The organism is Enterobacter sp. MGH120 (genome assembly GCF_001037725.1).
In the GTDB taxonomy this organism is placed as follows: domain Bacteria; phylum Pseudomonadota; class Gammaproteobacteria; order Enterobacterales; family Enterobacteriaceae; genus Enterobacter; species Enterobacter hormaechei_C.
In genome coordinates this window covers 2,211,732-2,227,645 of the sequence record NZ_KQ089940.1, presented here as the reverse complement: position 1 = coordinate 2,227,645, position 15,914 = coordinate 2,211,732, and the positions used below count along the sequence as shown (strand labels likewise).

The window sequence follows — 15,914 nt, the reverse complement described above, 5'->3', positions numbered from 1 at the left end:
AGCTCGTATCAGATGACAGACTCCGCTATCACCAAAAAAAGCAAGCGTTCCATCTGGATCCCGCTGCTGGTGTTGATTACCCTCGCGGCCTGCGCCACCGCAGGCTACAGTTACTGGCGTATGCAGCAAGAACCCTCCAGCGCGGCCGCCAAAGCTGAAGCGCCGCCTCCACCGGCGCCGGTCTTCTACCCGCTGGATACGTTCACCGTGAACCTGGGCGATGCGGATCGCGTGCTTTACGTGGGTATTACGCTGCGTCTGAAAGATGAAGCGACCCGTGCACGTCTGAACGACTACCTGCCAGAAGTGCGTAGCCGTCTGCTGCTGCTGTTTTCTCGTCAGGATGCCTCAGCGCTCGCCACCGATGTGGGCAAGCAAAAGCTGGTCGATGCCATTAAACAGACGCTGGCGACCCCGCTGGTAAACGGCCAACCTAAGCAGGAAGTCACTGACGTTCTGTATACAGCCTTCATTCTGCGGTAACGACATGGGCGACAGTATTCTTTCTCAGGCAGAAATCGATGCGCTGCTCAACGGCGACAGCGATAAAAGTGACGAACCGAAACCGGGTCTGACCGGCGACGATAATATTCGTCCCTACGATCCCAATACCCAGCGTCGCGTGGTGCGCGAGCGTTTACAGGCGCTGGAGATCATCAACGAACGTTTCGCACGTCAATTCCGTATGGGGTTGTTTAACCTGCTGCGTCGTAGCCCGGATATCACCGTCGGTGCGATCCGCATTCAGCCGTATCATGAGTTTGCCCGCAACCTGCCGGTGCCAACCAACCTTAACCTGATCCATCTGAAACCGCTGCGCGGTACCGGCCTGGTTGTGTTCTCGCCAAGCCTGGTGTTCATCGCGGTGGATAACCTGTTCGGTGGCGATGGCCGTTTCCCGACCAAAGTGGAAGGCCGCGAGTTTACCCATACCGAACAGCGTGTGATTAACCGCATGCTGAAGCTGGCGCTGGAATCCTACAGCGACGCGTGGAAAGCGATTAACCCGCTGGAAGTGGAGTACGTGCGTTCCGAGATGCAGGTGAAGTTTACCAACATCACCACCTCCCCGAATGACATCGTCGTGAACACCCCGTTCCACGTCGAGATCGGCAACCTGACGGGCGAGTTCAACATCTGCCTGCCGTTCAGCATGATTGAACCGCTGCGCGAACTGCTGGTGAACCCGCCGCTGGAGAACTCACGTCACGAAGATCAGAACTGGCGTGAAAACCTGGTGCGTCAGGTGCAGCATTCGCAGCTGGAGCTGGTGGCCAACTTCGCCGACATCTCCATGCGGTTATCGCAGATCCTGAAATTACAACCCGGCGACGTTTTGCCGATAGATAAACCTGACCGCATTATTGCCCATGTGGATGGCGTACCCGTGCTGACAAGCCAGTACGGCACGATTAACGGCCAGTATGCGTTACGCGTTGAGCACTTGATCAACCCGATTTTGAATTCGCTGAATGAGGAACAGCCCAAATGAGTGACATGAACAATCCGTCCGATGAAAACAGCGGAGCACTGGACGATCTGTGGGCTGACGCGTTAAACGAGCAGAAAACGACGCCGACGAAAAGCGCGGCAGACGCGGTCTTTCAGCAGTTAGGCGGCGGCGACGTCAGCGGCACGTTGCAGGACATCGACCTGATTATGGACATTCCGGTCAAGCTGACCGTTGAGCTGGGTCGCACCCGCATGACCATTAAAGAGCTGCTGCGCCTGACGCAGGGTTCCGTGGTGGCGCTTGACGGTTTAGCGGGTGAGCCGCTGGATATTCTGATCAACGGCTACCTGATTGCACAGGGCGAAGTAGTGGTGGTGGCCGATAAATACGGCGTACGTATCACCGACATCATTACCCCTTCCGAACGCATGCGTCGTCTGAGTCGTTAAGTATGAAAACCCAGGCAACACTGTCCGCGCCCTCCGCCGTACCCGGCTCACCGCTGCTCCAGGTGAGCGGCGCGCTGTTCGGTATTATTGCCTTTATCCTTATCGCCGCCTGGCTGGCAAAGCGTTTCGGTCTGGCGGGGAAAACGGCCGGTACCCGCGGGTTGAAGGTCAGCGCCAGCACCCCGCTAGGACCGCGCGAGCGCGTGGTCATTGTGGAGGTGGAAGATGCACGACTGGTGCTGGGCGTGACCGCCTCCAGCATTAACGTCCTTCACACGCTCCCCCCTGCGCCTGTCACGGTGGAGGCTAACGCCCAGGCCACTGCGGATTTCCAGTCCGTAATGAAGAGTTTGCTCAAGCGTCCCGGGAGATCCTGATGCGCCGTTTGTTATTCCTTACGCTGACAGGCCTGGGCCTGTTCGCGCCCTCTGTGTATGCGCAACTGCCGGGGCTGGTTTCCACGCCGCTGGCGAACGGGGGACAAAGCTGGTCCCTGTCCGTGCAGACGCTGGTATTCATCACCTCGCTGACCTTTATTCCGGCGATCCTGCTAATGATGACCAGCTTCACCCGCATCATCATTGTGTTTGGCCTGCTGCGCAACGCGCTCGGCACGCCGTCCGCGCCGCCCAATCAGGTGCTGCTGGGTTTAGCCCTGTTCCTGACCTTTTTCATTATGTCGCCGGTGATCGACAAGATTTACACCGAGGCTTATCAGCCGTTCAGCGAAGATAAAATTTCCATGCAGGTTGCCCTGGAAAAGGGGGCACAGCCATTACGTGAATTTATGCTTCGCCAGACGCGCGAAGCGGATCTGGCCCTGTTTGCCCGTCTCGCTAACACCGGTGAGTTACAGGGACCGGAAGCGGTGCCGATGCGCATTCTGCTCCCGGCGTATGTGACCAGTGAGCTGAAAACGGCATTCCAGATTGGCTTCACCATTTTCATTCCGTTCCTGATTATTGACCTGGTGATCGCCAGCGTCCTGATGGCGCTCGGGATGATGATGGTCCCGCCCGCAACCATTGCCCTGCCCTTTAAGATCATGCTGTTCGTGCTGGTCGACGGCTGGCAGCTGCTGGTCAGCTCGCTGGCGCAGAGTTTCTACAGTTGAGGAGCGCGCAATGACGCCTGAGTCGGTCATGATGATGGGCACGGAGGCGATGAAAGTCGCGATTGCCGTCGCCGCGCCCCTGCTGCTGGTTGCGCTGGTCACCGGTCTGATTATCAGTATTCTCCAGGCCGCCACGCAGATTAACGAAATGACCCTGTCGTTCATCCCGAAGATCATTGCCGTATTCGTGGCGATTATCGTTGCCGGGCCATGGATGCTCAATTTGCTGCTGGACTATATGCGCAACCTGTTCACCAATCTGCCTTACATCATCGGCTGACGGACGATGCTGCATTTCACCAGCGATCAGTTTGTTCAGTGGCTCGGGATCTATTTCTGGCCGATGCTGCGCATCATGGCGCTGATCTCCACCGCCCCCATACTCAGTGAAAAGTCGGTGCCTAAACGCGTCAAAATTGGGCTGGGCATCGTTATCACGATTATCGTTGCCCCTACCCTGCCGGCGGTGGATATCCCGATCTTTTCCCCGAATGCGATCTGGATTGCCCTGCAACAGGTGATGATTGGCGTGGCGGTCGGGTTTACGATGCAGCTCGCCTTCGCCGCGGTACGAACGGCGGGTGAACTTATCGGTTTGCAGATGGGCCTGTCTTTCGCGACGTTCGTTGACCCGGGCAGCCATCTGAATATGCCCGTGCTGGCGCGTATTATCGACCTGCTGGCGATGCTGTTGTTTCTCTCGTTCAACGGCCACCTGTGGCTCATCTCGATGCTGGTGGACACCTTCCACACGCTGCCGATTGGCGACAACCCGGTAAACAGCAACGCGTTTCTGGCGCTGGTGCGGGCTGCCGGGCTGATCTTCCTCAACGGGCTGATGCTGGCGCTGCCGATCATTACCCTGCTGCTCACCGTTAACCTCGCATTAGGTTTACTCAACCGAATGGCTCCGCAGCTGTCGGTATTCGTCATCGGCTTTCCGGTGACTTTGACGGTTGGCCTTTTATTAATGTCATTATTGATGCCACTTATCGCCCCCTTCTGCGAGCATTTATTCAGCGAGATATTCAATCTGTTAGCGGATATTGTCAGCGAACTTCCACGCAAATAATAACCCCCAGTGTTTGCAATGTCTTTCTGAGGATATTCCTAAAAATAATCTCGAAAAACATCTACCAGGATATATCTGACGCGGTTTAAATGTTTCTAACCACCTCACAATACTTAATATTTACTTTACTTTAAGATGATTCCTGGCAAATTATACGTAACTTTACGGGATAGTGAGTTCGCCTGAAAGTCTTTGTCATGCTCACAGGTTTTATTAGATTTTTTCCATCCCGTATGGCTGTTTATGAGCTCTCAGGCAGGTGGTGAATTATCGTTACGCATTGAGTGAGGGTATGCCATGTCAACGATCATTATGGATTTATGCAGCTACACCCGGCTAGGGTTAACCGGGTACTTAGCAAGCAGAGGGGTAAGAAAGAGAGACATCAACGATGCACACACCGTTGAAGAACTCGCAGCCGCTTGTGACGCCCACAAGCCCGGCGTGGTGTTTATTAATGAGGACTGTTTCATTCACGACCCCGCTAACAGTCAGCACATTAAGCAGATCATTAATCAGCATCCTAAGACCCTGTTTATTGTTTTTATGGCGATCGCCAATATTCATTTCGATGAGTATTTGTTGGTGCGTAAAAACTTATTAATCAGTTCGAAATCGATTAAACCAGAGTCACTTGATGACATTCTGGGCGATTATTTGAATAAAGAAGTTAAGAATGTAGGGGCGGTTAACTTACCCACCCTATCATTAAGCAGAACTGAATCAAGTATGCTAAGAATGTGGATGGCTGGACAAGGGACAATTCAGATCTCAGACCAGATGAATATCAAGGCAAAAACAGTATCGTCACACAAAGGAAATATTAAAAGGAAAATTAAAACGCATAATAAGCAAGTGATATACCATGTCGTACGCCTGACAGATAATGTGACGAATGGGATTTTCGTTAATATGCGCTAATTTGCACGGCCATGTTGTACCCTACCTTGATCTCTGGCCTGGCCAGAGATTTTGCTTTTCAGTAGCCGGGGCCGGGGAGAAGATGCCCCCGACGCCGCCCTATTCCGCCGTTTCCACAAAGATCCCATCCGGGTGCCCCAGTTCGTTGAAGAACCAGATGCCGAGCGGGTAATCTTCCAGCGACACCAGATACATTGTGCCTTCATTAAACTCTTCTATAGCCAGCACCACGCCCGGGCGGCGCGGCCCACCGTCCGTTTTGACGGTTACCCGATCGTTGACCTTCATACATTCCTCCTGTGGTTTTGAGCCAGTGTAGAACAAATTGCATTGCCTGGCATCGCCACCTGGCGCGAATGGCGTTTTTGTGTGCGGTCTATACTTAACTGTTGAGACGATTAAATGAGGAACCCGCCATGAAGACCGACAAAGAGTACAGCGACACCATTAAGCGTGAGGTTGAAGTGGATGTCGATGCCCTGCTTGCCGCCATCAATGAAATCAGTGAGTCCGAAGTTCATCGCGCGGAGGATAATTCCGACCGTGTCGTGGTCAATGGTAGGGATTACCATACCTACCGTGAACTGGCTGAAGCATTCGAGCTGGATATCCATGACTTTAGCGTCTCGGAGACGAACCGCTAAGGCGAAAAAAATCCCGGTCATGGGGATGACCGGGATCAAACTTGCTTATGCAAGAAGCACTTGTAAATTCGTTACACCAGGAAATCTGATGCAGGTAAGACATTATCCCCAACGGAATAGTCTTACAAGCATATATTCTCTTAGCGAATATTATATTTTATACATGTGAATTTTGGTTATGAGTATAAACATGCGCCGCGTGTGGGTTTGTCGGGATCGTTTCCACTTCAACGGCGCGTCAATGCCTGTTTTTTTAAGATTTATCTTAGGTGAAATCATCACCCGGGAGACGTTATGCCTTCGTTTGAGGAGACTCTGCTTGTTTTTACCGACCTCGACGGCACGCTGTTGGATTTTCACACACTCGACTGGCAGCCTGCGGCCCCCTGGCTGGAAAAGTTAATGGATGAACAGGTACCGGTCATTCTGTGCAGCAGCAAAACCGCGTCCGAGATGGATGACATCCAGCAGGAGCTGGGGCTTGGCGGGTTGCCCTATATTGCGGAAAACGGCGCGGTGATCCAGCCTGACGTACGGTGGGAAAACGCCGCACGGTTCATCTCAGAAAAGAAGCATGACGATATCCGGCAGTGTATTGCCCGGGTACGTCAGAAAATGCATCTTAAATTCACCACCTTCGATGACGTGGATGAGCGCGTGGTCGCCGGATGGACTGGGCTGAGTCGTCCCCGCTCAGTGCTTGCGCGTAAACACGAGGCTTCCGTGACGCTGATCTGGCGTGACAGTGATGAACAAATGGAACGCTTTGCCGCCGAACTCGCCCGGCAGGGGCTGAAGATCGTCCAGGGAGCACGCTTCTGGCATATCCTGGACACCTGCTGCGGCAAAGACGCGGCGGTTCACTGGCTTGTGGACCAGTATCGCCTGCACGAGGGTTCCGAACCGACGACGCTGGGCCTGGGCGACGGCCCGAATGATGCCCCGCTGCTGGACAGCGTAGGCTTTGCCGTCGTGGTGAAAGGCTTCAACCGGGAGGGCGTCAGCCTTAAGAACAACGATCCCGCCCGGGTTTATCACACTCAGCACACTGGGCCGACCGGCTGGTGCGAGGGGCTTGATTACTTTTTGACGTGATCCTGCCAGATGACCCGGTTACGCCCGCGCTGTTTCGCCTCATACAGACGCGCATCGGCGGTGGATTGCAGATTTTCGAAGTGATAATTGCCCTTCTCCTGCGCGCCAGAGACGCCAAACGACGCACTTACGCGCAGGGTGGTACTTTTCTTAATCAGGATCTCTTTGCTGTCGATACGCTCGCGGATCTGCTCTGCGACGTCCGCCGCCTCTTCAAGCGTCATGCCCGGTAGCACCACACAGAACTCTTCGCCCCCGACGCGTCCGGCAATATCTTTAGTCCGGAGGGTGCTGGCAATCAGACCCGCGGCATGGGACAACACCTTATCACCCGCCTGATGCCCGAACCGATCATTGATGCTCTTGAAGCAATCAAGATCGATCTGAATGACCGAGAAAGGCAGCGACTGCTGTTCACACTGCTTCGCCAGCATTTTCGCCTGCTCGAACAGCGACCCACGATTATTCAGCCGGGTCAGAGGGTCGTGCCAGGCCTACCATTGCAGCGAGTTCTGCATCGAATACATATTACTGACCATGCGCCGGATCACCAGCCATGAGATAAGCAGCATCGCGGTGAACAGCGCCCAAAGCAATGCCAGCACAATGCTGATGCTGCCGAAATCACCGCGCACCCCTTCATCCAGGGTGTGCACGCGCAGGACGATGCCATCAAAATGGTCGAGACGCTCCCAGCTCACAAAACGACTCCCCAGGCGAATGCCGCCTTCGGAATCCGATTCTATCGCGTGCGCTATCTGCGCTAATTCGCGCGCGTCAAAATGATTAACGTCCGCAGCCGGTGATTCAGACGTTGCAAGCTGAGTAAGCCGACTGTCATACAGTTGGTATTCCCCTTCCGGGTTATCGCCCACGGCTTCCACCAGCAGGCGACGCAGGGTGGCAAAGGTGAAATCCATCGCCACCACGCCATACCAGACGTGATTGTAATAAACCGGCACGCTGGCGGTGATCAGCGGCTTTTTGCCGACAAAGGTCGAAGGCGGCGAGATAAACCAGCGCACGGCACGCGCACGGTTTTCACGCTCGGACTGTTGGGTAAACCAGGGCTGAGTGACCAGATGGTAATAGCGCTGCACGATATCGCTGGAATTTCCCGGCGTATCCGTTTCCAGAAAGAATCCGGCGCGAGAGACATAAATCACGCGCTCTTCGTTGCGGGAAGGGCTGGATGCCAGACGCAGCAAATACCCCACTTCAAGCGCGGCGGACAGTTCATTATCAAGGTACTCATCATCACGGTTCAGAAGGGTCGTCTTTTCAACGAAGGCATCCGAAACACCGTTGATCGGTAACGTGCGCTGTTTATCAACCGCAATTTGCCAGCTGGGGGACGTGCGCAAATGCGCAAAACGCTTTACCGCATCATGCAGCACGCCAAACGCCAGCGGCGTTTCCAGCGCATCACGCATGCTGTGGCGAAAAAACAATATCTTATCGACGCTGAACTGAAGCTGTCTGTCCAGCGCACTGGCAACCGTTTCCAGATGGTTACGCTGGCTGGAGATATAAGCATCTTCCAGTACCACAACCTCGCGCCAGGTCAGGAGGGTGGAAAAGATCAGGACAACGATAAAACAGAAGTTAACAATCAAACGGGGATTGCTACGCTTATGCAGCCACTGCAAAAAAGATTGTTTTACAACAAAGGTATCGTGCTGCACACACACTCCCTGATTGTCGCTCACCATCCGATATGATAAGTCTTCTGCCAGTAAAAACGCCCGGCAAGGCCGGGCGTTGTGTGATTAAGCCTTGTCGCGTTTTTGCCTTTTATTAGCAGGCTGAAGCTCGTCTTCGCGAAAAGCCTCCCGCTTAATGCCGTATCCATCATGCCACCGACACTCCACCATTCCGCTGGAATACCCGGTGACGATCATACCTGGACCACCATTTTTGGGCTTAACTTCATCACTGATCAAAAAGACCATACCTGCCTCCTGTATCAGGGTGAAACGTTTTCAATTTAGACGAGGAATGGTCTTTTTGCATCCGGGGTCAGCAATAATTAATGCGATTTCCCGCGTACTTTTTCAACCAGCTTAACAACGGCTACCACAATCAGACCGACGATAAAGCCCAGTACGAGGTTAAGCAGTGTGGGCAGGATCGCAGCAACTACCGCTCCCTGGCCTGACGCAAAATGTTCAATCATGTGATGCAGCGAAGCAACACCGTGCACGATAATTCCGCCGCCGACCAGGAACATCGCCAGGGTTCCCACCACCGACAAGGTTTTCATCAGCCACGGCGCCAGCACCAGCAGGCTTTTCCCAATGCCGCGCGCAATTGCGCTGGATTTTTTTTCCAGCCAGAAGCCGATATCGTCCAGCTTGACGATCAGCCCGACCAGGCCATAAACCCCTATCGTCACGAGGATCGCAATGCCGGACAGGATCAGCACCTGGTTCATCAGAGGGGCATCTGAGACGATCCCCAGCGTAATCGCCACAATCTCGGCCGAGAGGATAAAGTCCGTGCGGATCGCACCTTTGACCTTATCGCGTTCAAACGTTTTTGGATCCTGTGCGGCCAGCGCTTCCAGACGCTGCTGGCGCATTTCCGGGGTGTCTTTCTCTTTGCGTGCAGCGAACATATGCAACACTTTTTCGGCACCCTCGAAGCACAGGAACGCCCCGCCAATCATCAGCAGGGGCGTAATGGCCCAGGGTATAAAGGCGCTAATCAGCAGCGCCAGCGGAACGAGGATCACCTTGTTAATAAAGGACCCTTTCGCAACGCCCCACACCACCGGCAACTCACGGTTCGCCCGCACGCCGCTGACCTGCTGCGCGTTAAGCGACAAATCATCTCCCAGTACCCCGGCGGTCTTTTTCGCCGCCAGTTTTCCCATAACCGAAATGTCATCCAGCAAGGTGGCGATGTCGTCCAGTAATGTTAATAAGCTACTTCCTGCCAAAATCTCTTTCCTTCTTTTTTTGCTAATTAAGTGAATAGTATGGAACAAAACTCACCGCCCGGAAACTGGCACCTCGCGTCAACAAAAATTTCACATCAACAACACAATTAAAGCACTCGCCAGGCTGATAGTTTTGGCGTTAACTATGAGCGAACTTTTTATTTCGTCGTGAGGGACTATGCGTTTCCGGCATTTATTACCGCTCATTGGAGCACTCTTTTCCCTGTATATCATCTGGGGGTCCACCTATTTTGTCATTCGTGTAGGCGTGGAAAGCTGGCCCCCGCTGATGATGGCCGGTATTCGTTTCCTTACGGCCGGCGTGCTGCTGATGGCGTTTTTATTGCTGCGCGGCCACAGACTACCGCCGCGGCGTCCCCTGCTTAACGCCGCCCTGATTGGCCTGCTGCTGCTGGCGGTGGGCAATGGCGCGGTAACCGTCGCCGAACACCAGAACGTGCCGTCGGGCATCGCCGCAGTGGTCGTCGCAACCGTGCCGCTGTTTACGCTCTGCTTTAGTCGCCTCTTCGGGATCCGCACCCGTAAGCTCGAATGGCTGGGCATCGCGATTGGGCTTGTGGGTATCATCCTGCTGAACAGCGGCGGTAACCTGAGCGGGAACCCCTGGGCTGCCGTTCTGATCATGATCGGCTCCATGAGCTGGGCCTTCGGCTCGGTCTACGGTTCACGCATCGAGCTGCCCTCCGGGATGATGGCAGGTGCGATTGAGATGCTCGCGGCGGGCATTGTGCTGCTGATGGCCTCCGCGTTGACGGGTGAAAAACTGACGGCGATGCCAGACCTTTCAGGTTTCCTGGCCGTCGGGTATCTGGCGCTGTTTGGCTCCATTATCGCCATCAACGCCTATATGTACCTGATTCGCAACGTCTCACCGGCGGTTGCCACCAGCTACGCCTACGTTAACCCGGTGGTTGCCGTGCTGCTGGGTACCGGTTTTGCGGGCGAAGTGCTGTCGACGATTGAATGGCTGGCGCTGGGTGTGATTGTCTTTGCCGTGGTACTGGTCACGCTGGGTAAATATTTGCTGCCCGCGAAACCGATTGTCACGAGGTGTGAGGTGGAGAAACCGTGATCGGGTGAATGCCCTGGGTATCGATCTGCGCGGCCTGACCGCCGCCGCAGATCCACTCTTCCAGCCGCTCCGTCAGTTCCACGTCATTCAGCTTCATTCTTCCGCGCAGCGCGCACTCCCAGACAATCAGCACCCGCCAGCCCTGAGCGTAAAGCTGAGAAACATCGCGTTTATCACGCTCGACGTTTCTGCCAATCTTCTCCAGCCAGAAGTCGGTGCGTGTCGCCGGGACTTTAAACAGATAGCAGTCGTGATGATGCCAGAAACAGCCGTGGGTAAAGATGATGCACTGGTACGCGTCGATGACAAAATCAGGACGCCCGGCAAGCGTGGCATCCTGAACCCTGAATTCAAACCCGGCGGCGGTCAGAAGGCCCGCGATCCGTTTTTCAATCGCGGTATCACGCGTGCCGATGGCACGCATGTTTTTACTGCGCGTGGCCTTATTGTGAACGTCCGCCATCGACGGCCTCGCTCTGACGAAGCTGAACGGCCTTGCTGATGCGTGAGGCCAGCAGTTTAGCTACCGCGGCAAAGGCTGGCACCACCACCGAGTTGCCAAACTGACGATAGGCCTGGGTATCCGACACCGGGATGCGAAAACTGTAGCCCTGCGGCGTCTCAAAGCCCATTAAGCGGGCGCACTCGCGCGGCGTTAAGCGCCGCGGTCGGTGCTGTTGGTTCTGGGGATCGTCAAAATCTTTTTCGCCCAGCGCCTTATCCCAGCCGCGATCGATAAGAATTTCCGCACCATCTTTGTAATAGCGCGCCGACAGCGTACGCGTCACGCTGTCAGGATTAAGCGGATTGACCATGCCAAACCCAAAGCCATTGCCTTTGGCCTGATGCTTTTTGGCATAGCGATAGAGGTATTTCCACAGCACCGGGGTCAGAATGAATTTCGCATCGACGGCGGGCTCCAGCAGATCGGCCACCGTCGGGCGGCGCGCCGGATACAGCGAGGGCAAATCACGCAGCGTAAAATCGCCTTTCAGATTGAGATCGCGGCGGAAGCCCACCAGCACGATGCGTTCGCGGTGCTGCGGCAGGAAGTGTTTGCCGTCGATAATTTTCGGATCGTCCGGCCCCATGTCCTCTGCATCCGCCACGTCGTAACCCAGTTCATCCAGCGTTTGCATGATAATGCGGAAGGTTTTGCCGCCGTCATGACTCTTTAAATTCTTGACGTTCTCCAGCACAAAAATTGCCGGGCGGCGGGCATCAATAATCCGGGCAACGTCAAAGAACAGTGTGCCCTGCGTATCGCAGGCAAAGCCGTGTGCGCGTCCCAGCGCGTTCTTCTTCGACACGCCAGCCAGCGAGAACGGCTGGCACGGAAAACCTGCCAGCAGCACGTCGTGCGCCGGAATGGTATTGCGAATGTGTTCGGCGGCCTCTTCATCGCTGACGCCGGTTTTGTGGCTCAGCGTGACATCACGAATATCCGCGTTGAACTGGTGCGCGTCGGGATCGCAATACCAGTTGGCTTTATAGGTACGGACGGCATGTTTATTCCATTCACTGGTGAACACACACTGCCCGCCAATAGCTTCAAAGCCATGGCGAATGCCGCCGATACCGGCAAAGAGATCGATAAAGCGAAAGGCATAATTTGGATGCGCAGCAGGCGGACGCGGCAGCAGGTTGCGCAGATAGCGGAACTCACCGTCGCTCAGGCGGTGCCCTGCCCTGTCGCTTATCAGCAGCCGCTTGAGTATCGCCGGGCTCCAGTGGCTCTCGCCATGGGCCACCAGCTGGTTTGCCAGCGTTTTAGCATCATACATTTCCAGCAGCTGACGCAGGAGTGCCTGCACGGCTGCCGTTGATTTCTCAACCCGCTCAGGCGCGGGCACAGTCACTGATCGATTTTCCTGCATTCTCTTAACCGGACAATAAAGACAGAAAACAGAGTACCACAGTTCAGGATCGCACACTGCGACGGAAATGGGTCAATATCTGGCTGTCGGTTCCGAGGTAATCGCCCTGTAATTCGGCACTCAGCTTCGCCATAAACTGGATCAGGAAATCGGCATTGTGACGCGCAAGTTCGCGCCCCCGCGCGGTTTGCATGGTGTCAGGCAGGCGCAGGAGTTTGGTCTGAAAGTGGTCGAGCGCGAAGGCTTTATCATCCAACTCTCGTGTTCCGGCGAACGGGTCGTCGGCATCAAACAGCGCGGCGCCCAGCGCACCGGAGACGGCAAAGACGCGCGCCAGGCCGATAGCGCCTAACGCCTCCAGCCGGTCGGCATCCTGCACAATTTTGGCCTCCAGGCTTTGCGGCGCGATACCGGCACTGAAGCTGTGCGCTTCAATAGCATGCTCAACGGCTGCATAACGATCCGGCGGAAAATCAGGAAAGTCGCGACTGAGGATCTCGCGCGTTTTTCGCGCTGCCAGCCGCGAGGAGTGGCTACGTTCCGGGTGATTTTTCGGCAGGCTGACAATGTCATGGAAGTAGCATGCGGTCAGCACAACCAGCGGATCGCTATCCTCGTCAGCCATAATACCCTGCGCCGTCATCCAGACGCGGTGAAAATGGGCGATATCGTGCGCCGCATCATCAGTAAAATGATTTTCGTCGAGCCAGCGCTCAAAACGGTGTTGCCACTGCGCAAGTTCCATCATCCTGTCCTGTTGCTCAAAAGTGAGTGAATTATAATACACCCGAATTAAAATCCTTTATAAATAGAATTACGAAATACTTAATAATAATTACCCGCTATATTTTCAATGAATTAATTCACGTGAAAAATAAAGAGATAAAAAGAAATATTTTGTAATATTTTTACCACTTTAATTACATTTATTTTTGAACCTAAATAATAATCCATAGAATAGTATCAGCCATGTAGTTACGGAGGGTAATTACATATATTCAGACAATTTATATTTAAAGGGAATATATAATGAAAAGAAAAGTTCTGGCAATTCTCGTACCCGCGTTATTAATGGCTGGCGCAGTAAATGCGGCGGAAATGTATAACAAGAATGGCAACAAAGTTGACCTGTACGGTAAGGTTGATGCGCGTCATACCTTCTCCGACAACCCAGGCGACGACGGCGATGAAACCTATGTACAGGTGGGTTTCAAAGGCGAAACGCAGATCACGAACGACCTGACAGGCTATGGCCAGTGGGAATATAAAACCTACGCTAACGACACCGAAGGCGCAGGGGATAAATCTTTCAACCGTCTGGCATTCGCTGGCCTGAAATATGGCGACTACGGCTCATTTGATTACGGCCGTAATTACGGCGTCGTGTATGACGTTGAAGCCTGGACCGATATGCTGCCGGTATTTGGTGGAGATTCTTACACCTGGACGGATAACTATATGGTTGGCCGTACTAACGGTGTGGCGACCTACCGTAACAATGATTTCTTTGGTCTGGTCGATGGCCTGAACTTTGCGCTGCAATATCAGGGAAATAATGAAGGTGGACCAAACGAAAATCAGGAAGGCACCAAAAACGGCCATGATGACGTTCGTTTCCAGAACGGCGACGGCTTCGGTATGTCTACCACCTATGACTTCGATTTCGGCCTGACGCTGGGTGCGGCTTATTCTTCCTCTGACCGTACTAACGACCAGGTCGCTTACGGCGCTGGCACCTATAACCGCTTCAGCAAATATGCTGGCGGTGAACGTGCGGAAGCGTGGACAATCGGTGCTAAATACGATGCTAATGATGTCTACCTGGCCATGATGTATGCGGAAACCCGTAACATGACTCCGTACGGCAACGATGGCATCGCCAACAAAACACAGAACTTTGAAGCCGTAGCGCAGTACCAGTTTGACTTCGGTCTGCGTCCATCCCTGGCGTGGGTCTATTCTAAAGGCATCGATTTGGGCGGTAACGATTATCACCCAGGCAATGGCTATGACTATGTAGACCAGGATCTGGTTAACTACATCGACGTGGGCATGACCTACAGCTTCAACAAAAACTTCTCCACCTACGTTGATTATAAAATCAACCTGCTGGACGAAGATGATGCCTTCTACAATGACAACGGTATTTCTACCGATGACATCGTTGGCGTAGGCATGACCTACCAGTTCTAATCCCCATCAATATTAAAGCCCGCGATGCGGGCTTTTTTTATTTGACGCTGAAATATTACGGCGCTTCCTGCAAGGCCAGGCGAACAAACCCGTTATTCTGCGCCAGCAATTCGTGCGCTTTCCAGGCATCCAGCCCCGTCAGCACCATCAGTACCGCCGTTTTGCACTGGTGGTTGCAGCTTTCCAGCGCGGCCTTCGCCTGCGCCCGGCTACATCCCCCCGCTTCCATCACAATGGCAATTTGTCGTTCGGCCCATCTGGTATTGCTTGCCTCCAGATCAACGCGCAGGTTGCTGTACACCCGTCCGGAACGTACCGCCAGACCGGTGGTGATCATATGCAGGATCATGCTTTGCGCAATGCCTGCTTTAGCGTTGGTATACCCGGCCACCACGTCCGCGCCCAGTTCGGGGGCAATGACCATGCTCGCCAGCTGCGCCGCTTCACTTTGCGCATCCTCCGTAATGATCGCAACCGTTGAGCCCAGAGACCACGCATGACGCATCGCGCCCCATACCCATGGGGTTTTGCCGCTGACGGACAGCGCCAGCATCATGTCATGCTCGCCAAATTCTATCGTCTGAAGGTCGGCAACGCCGCGCGCGTAGCTACCGGCGTGATCGCCTGCTGTCATCACAATGACGGGATGTTTTCCCGGCGCAAACGCTTCTGCCGCCTGTTCAGCCACGCGTCCGGACGCGCCCGCGCCGGTCAGTACCAGACGTCCGCCGTGGCTAAGCGTCGCCGCCGCGTTATCCACCACGCGGGCCAGCATACTTAAGTGAGGGGTAAGTGCAGAAGAGATTTGCGCGTCATCCTGGTGTATGACGTTAAGCATATCCAGCGTCGATAATCTGTCGATGTTCGTGGTGCTGGCGTGCCGTCTTTCCCTGGCCGTACCGGTAAGCATAATGCTCATAAACTGCCTCCTTATTATGAGTACCCTCACACTATAAAGTGTTTTATATAGGTCACCTGAGAGGAGGCTCACGAAACGCCTCTCTTTACATGGCTTTATGAAACGCCCGTCATCAGCGATAATTAGCCCTTTCTTATTCATCG

The 15,914-nt window shown here is 54.2% G+C and carries 18 protein-coding genes and 2 pseudogenes; 12 read left to right on the top strand and 8 right to left on the bottom strand.

Annotated elements, in window-relative coordinates:
- The first annotated feature begins 12 nt into the window (after nt 1-12).
- The 8 genes and pseudogenes from fliL to rcsA all read left to right on the top strand — a co-directional run bounded on the left by fliL (nt 13) and on the right by rcsA (nt 5,009).
- Complete coding sequence (gene fliL / locus SK54_RS10445; RefSeq protein ID WP_003859598.1) at nt 13-483, top strand: flagellar basal body-associated protein FliL; 471 nt, start codon at nt 13-15, stop codon at nt 481-483.
- Nucleotides 484-487: 4 nt separating this feature from the next.
- Nucleotides 488-1,492 (top strand): flagellar motor switch protein FliM, encoded by a 1,005-nt coding sequence (fliM, locus tag SK54_RS10440; protein ID WP_003859594.1) that lies wholly within the window; start codon nt 488-490, stop codon nt 1,490-1,492.
- Nucleotides 1,489-1,902: a flagellar motor switch protein FliN gene (gene fliN / locus SK54_RS10435; RefSeq protein WP_003859592.1), complete on the top strand. Its 414-nt coding sequence runs from the start codon at nt 1,489-1,491 to the stop codon at nt 1,900-1,902. Before fliM ends, fliN begins: the two co-directional genes overlap by 4 nt.
- Nucleotides 1,903-1,904: 2 nt before the next feature.
- Complete coding sequence (fliO, locus tag SK54_RS10430) at nt 1,905-2,279, top strand: flagellar biosynthetic protein FliO (protein WP_017693142.1); 375 nt, start codon at nt 1,905-1,907, stop codon at nt 2,277-2,279.
- Nucleotides 2,279-3,016: a flagellar type III secretion system pore protein FliP gene (gene fliP, locus SK54_RS10425; protein WP_015572437.1), complete on the top strand. Its 738-nt coding sequence runs from the start codon at nt 2,279-2,281 to the stop codon at nt 3,014-3,016. The genes fliO and fliP overlap by 1 nt, the downstream gene beginning before the upstream one ends.
- 10 nt (nt 3,017-3,026) lie before the next feature.
- Nucleotides 3,027-3,296 (top strand): flagellar biosynthesis protein FliQ, encoded by a 270-nt coding sequence (fliQ, locus tag SK54_RS10420; RefSeq protein ID WP_003859587.1) that lies wholly within the window; start codon nt 3,027-3,029, stop codon nt 3,294-3,296.
- A 6-nt stretch (nt 3,297-3,302) separates the two neighbouring features.
- Nucleotides 3,303-4,095: pseudogene (gene fliR / locus SK54_RS10415) on the top strand (flagellar biosynthetic protein FliR); the annotation flags it as partial.
- Between the two features lie 290 nt (nt 4,096-4,385).
- Nucleotides 4,386-5,009 carry a transcriptional regulator RcsA gene (gene rcsA / locus SK54_RS10410; protein WP_017383340.1) on the top strand — a complete coding sequence of 208 codons (624 nt, stop codon included), beginning with the start codon at nt 4,386-4,388 and terminating at the stop codon, nt 5,007-5,009.
- Between the two features lie 99 nt (nt 5,010-5,108).
- On the opposite strand, the gene dsrB is transcribed toward rcsA, so the two are convergent.
- Entirely contained in the window at nt 5,109-5,297 is a 189-nt protein-coding gene (dsrB, locus tag SK54_RS10405) for a protein DsrB (protein WP_003859583.1), read from the bottom strand.
- A 128-nt stretch (nt 5,298-5,425) separates the two neighbouring features.
- Here dsrB and yodD point away from each other — a divergent pair, with 128 nt between their 5' ends.
- Both yodD and SK54_RS10395 read left to right on the top strand, forming a co-directional pair.
- On the top strand, nt 5,426-5,653 hold the full coding sequence (gene yodD / locus SK54_RS10400; RefSeq protein ID WP_017383339.1) for a YodD family peroxide/acid resistance protein: 228 nt from the start codon (nt 5,426-5,428) through the stop codon (nt 5,651-5,653).
- Between the two features lie 294 nt (nt 5,654-5,947).
- A complete protein-coding gene (locus SK54_RS10395; RefSeq protein ID WP_048247133.1) occupies nt 5,948-6,748 on the top strand; it encodes a mannosyl-3-phosphoglycerate phosphatase-related protein in 801 nt (266 codons plus the stop codon).
- Here the strand turns inward: SK54_RS10395 and dgcQ are convergent.
- From dgcQ to SK54_RS10380, 3 genes and pseudogenes are all read right to left on the bottom strand, one after another.
- Nucleotides 6,733-8,433, bottom strand: a pseudogene (gene dgcQ / locus SK54_RS10390) (cellulose biosynthesis regulator diguanylate cyclase DgcQ). The gene SK54_RS10395 and the pseudogene dgcQ sit on opposite strands and share 16 nt — an antisense overlap.
- A gap of 84 nt (nt 8,434-8,517) precedes the next feature.
- A complete protein-coding gene (locus SK54_RS10385) occupies nt 8,518-8,700 on the bottom strand; it encodes a YodC family protein (protein ID WP_003859574.1) in 183 nt (60 codons plus the stop codon).
- A 77-nt stretch (nt 8,701-8,777) separates the two neighbouring features.
- Nucleotides 8,778-9,689: a DUF808 domain-containing protein gene (locus tag SK54_RS10380; protein WP_017383336.1), complete on the bottom strand. Its 912-nt coding sequence runs from the start codon at nt 9,687-9,689 to the stop codon at nt 8,778-8,780.
- Between the two features lie 178 nt (nt 9,690-9,867).
- Between SK54_RS10380 and yedA the strand changes: the two genes are divergently transcribed.
- The gene (yedA, locus tag SK54_RS10375) at nt 9,868-10,782 is read left to right on the top strand and encodes a drug/metabolite exporter YedA (protein ID WP_017693141.1); all 915 of its coding nucleotides are present in this window, start codon (nt 9,868-9,870) and stop codon (nt 10,780-10,782) included.
- Here yedA and SK54_RS10370 read toward each other — a convergent pair.
- From SK54_RS10370 to SK54_RS10360, 3 genes are read right to left on the bottom strand one after another with little or no spacing between them, the layout of a single operon-like run.
- Complete coding sequence (locus SK54_RS10370; RefSeq protein ID WP_017383335.1) at nt 10,754-11,245, bottom strand: very short patch repair endonuclease; 492 nt, start codon at nt 11,243-11,245, stop codon at nt 10,754-10,756. The two genes, yedA and SK54_RS10370, sit on opposite strands and share 29 nt — an antisense overlap.
- Entirely contained in the window at nt 11,226-12,659 is a 1,434-nt protein-coding gene (locus SK54_RS10365; RefSeq protein WP_096947182.1) for a DNA cytosine methyltransferase, read from the bottom strand. Before SK54_RS10365 ends, SK54_RS10370 begins: the two co-directional genes overlap by 20 nt.
- A gap of 43 nt (nt 12,660-12,702) precedes the next feature.
- Nucleotides 12,703-13,404, bottom strand: a complete 702-nt coding sequence (locus SK54_RS10360; RefSeq protein ID WP_017693138.1) for a phosphohydrolase — start codon at nt 13,402-13,404, stop codon at nt 12,703-12,705.
- Between the two features lie 284 nt (nt 13,405-13,688).
- Here SK54_RS10360 and ompC point away from each other — a divergent pair, with 284 nt between their 5' ends.
- A complete protein-coding gene (ompC, locus tag SK54_RS10355; protein WP_017693137.1) occupies nt 13,689-14,852 on the top strand; it encodes a porin OmpC in 1,164 nt (387 codons plus the stop codon).
- A 55-nt stretch (nt 14,853-14,907) separates the two neighbouring features.
- Here the strand turns inward: ompC and SK54_RS10350 are convergent, their stop codons facing one another.
- On the bottom strand, nt 14,908-15,771 hold the full coding sequence (locus SK54_RS10350) for an N-acetylmuramic acid 6-phosphate etherase (protein ID WP_047735592.1): 864 nt from the start codon (nt 15,769-15,771) through the stop codon (nt 14,908-14,910).
- Nucleotides 15,772-15,914 lie beyond the last annotated feature (143 nt).

Excerpts from the sequence above, each read along its gene's own strand:
- fliL (WP_003859598.1), top strand. The coding sequence starts at position 13 with ATGACAGACTCCGCTATCACCAAAAAAAGCAAGCGTTCCATCTGGATC.
- fliM (WP_003859594.1), top strand. The coding sequence starts at position 488 with ATGGGCGACAGTATTCTTTCTCAGGCAGAAATCGATGCGCTGCTCAAC.
- fliN (WP_003859592.1), top strand. The coding sequence starts at position 1,489 with ATGAGTGACATGAACAATCCGTCCGATGAAAACAGCGGAGCACTGGAC.
- fliO (WP_017693142.1), top strand. The coding sequence starts at position 1,905 with ATGAAAACCCAGGCAACACTGTCCGCGCCCTCCGCCGTACCCGGCTCA.
- fliP (WP_015572437.1), top strand. The coding sequence starts at position 2,279 with ATGCGCCGTTTGTTATTCCTTACGCTGACAGGCCTGGGCCTGTTCGCG.
- fliQ (WP_003859587.1), top strand. The coding sequence starts at position 3,027 with ATGACGCCTGAGTCGGTCATGATGATGGGCACGGAGGCGATGAAAGTC.
- rcsA (WP_017383340.1), top strand. The coding sequence starts at position 4,386 with ATGTCAACGATCATTATGGATTTATGCAGCTACACCCGGCTAGGGTTA.
- dsrB (WP_003859583.1), bottom strand. The coding sequence starts at position 5,297 with ATGAAGGTCAACGATCGGGTAACCGTCAAAACGGACGGTGGGCCGCGC.
- yodD (WP_017383339.1), top strand. The coding sequence starts at position 5,426 with ATGAAGACCGACAAAGAGTACAGCGACACCATTAAGCGTGAGGTTGAA.
- SK54_RS10395 (WP_048247133.1), top strand. The coding sequence starts at position 5,948 with ATGCCTTCGTTTGAGGAGACTCTGCTTGTTTTTACCGACCTCGACGGC.
- SK54_RS10385 (WP_003859574.1), bottom strand. The coding sequence starts at position 8,700 with ATGGTCTTTTTGATCAGTGATGAAGTTAAGCCCAAAAATGGTGGTCCA.
- yedA (WP_017693141.1), top strand. The coding sequence starts at position 9,868 with ATGCGTTTCCGGCATTTATTACCGCTCATTGGAGCACTCTTTTCCCTG.
- SK54_RS10370 (WP_017383335.1), bottom strand. The coding sequence starts at position 11,245 with ATGGCGGACGTTCACAATAAGGCCACGCGCAGTAAAAACATGCGTGCC.
- SK54_RS10365 (WP_096947182.1), bottom strand. The coding sequence starts at position 12,659 with ATGCAGGAAAATCGATCAGTGACTGTGCCCGCGCCTGAGCGGGTTGAG.
- SK54_RS10360 (WP_017693138.1), bottom strand. The coding sequence starts at position 13,404 with ATGGAACTTGCGCAGTGGCAACACCGTTTTGAGCGCTGGCTCGACGAA.
- ompC (WP_017693137.1), top strand. The coding sequence starts at position 13,689 with ATGAAAAGAAAAGTTCTGGCAATTCTCGTACCCGCGTTATTAATGGCT.
- SK54_RS10350 (WP_047735592.1), bottom strand. The coding sequence starts at position 15,771 with ATGAGCATTATGCTTACCGGTACGGCCAGGGAAAGACGGCACGCCAGC.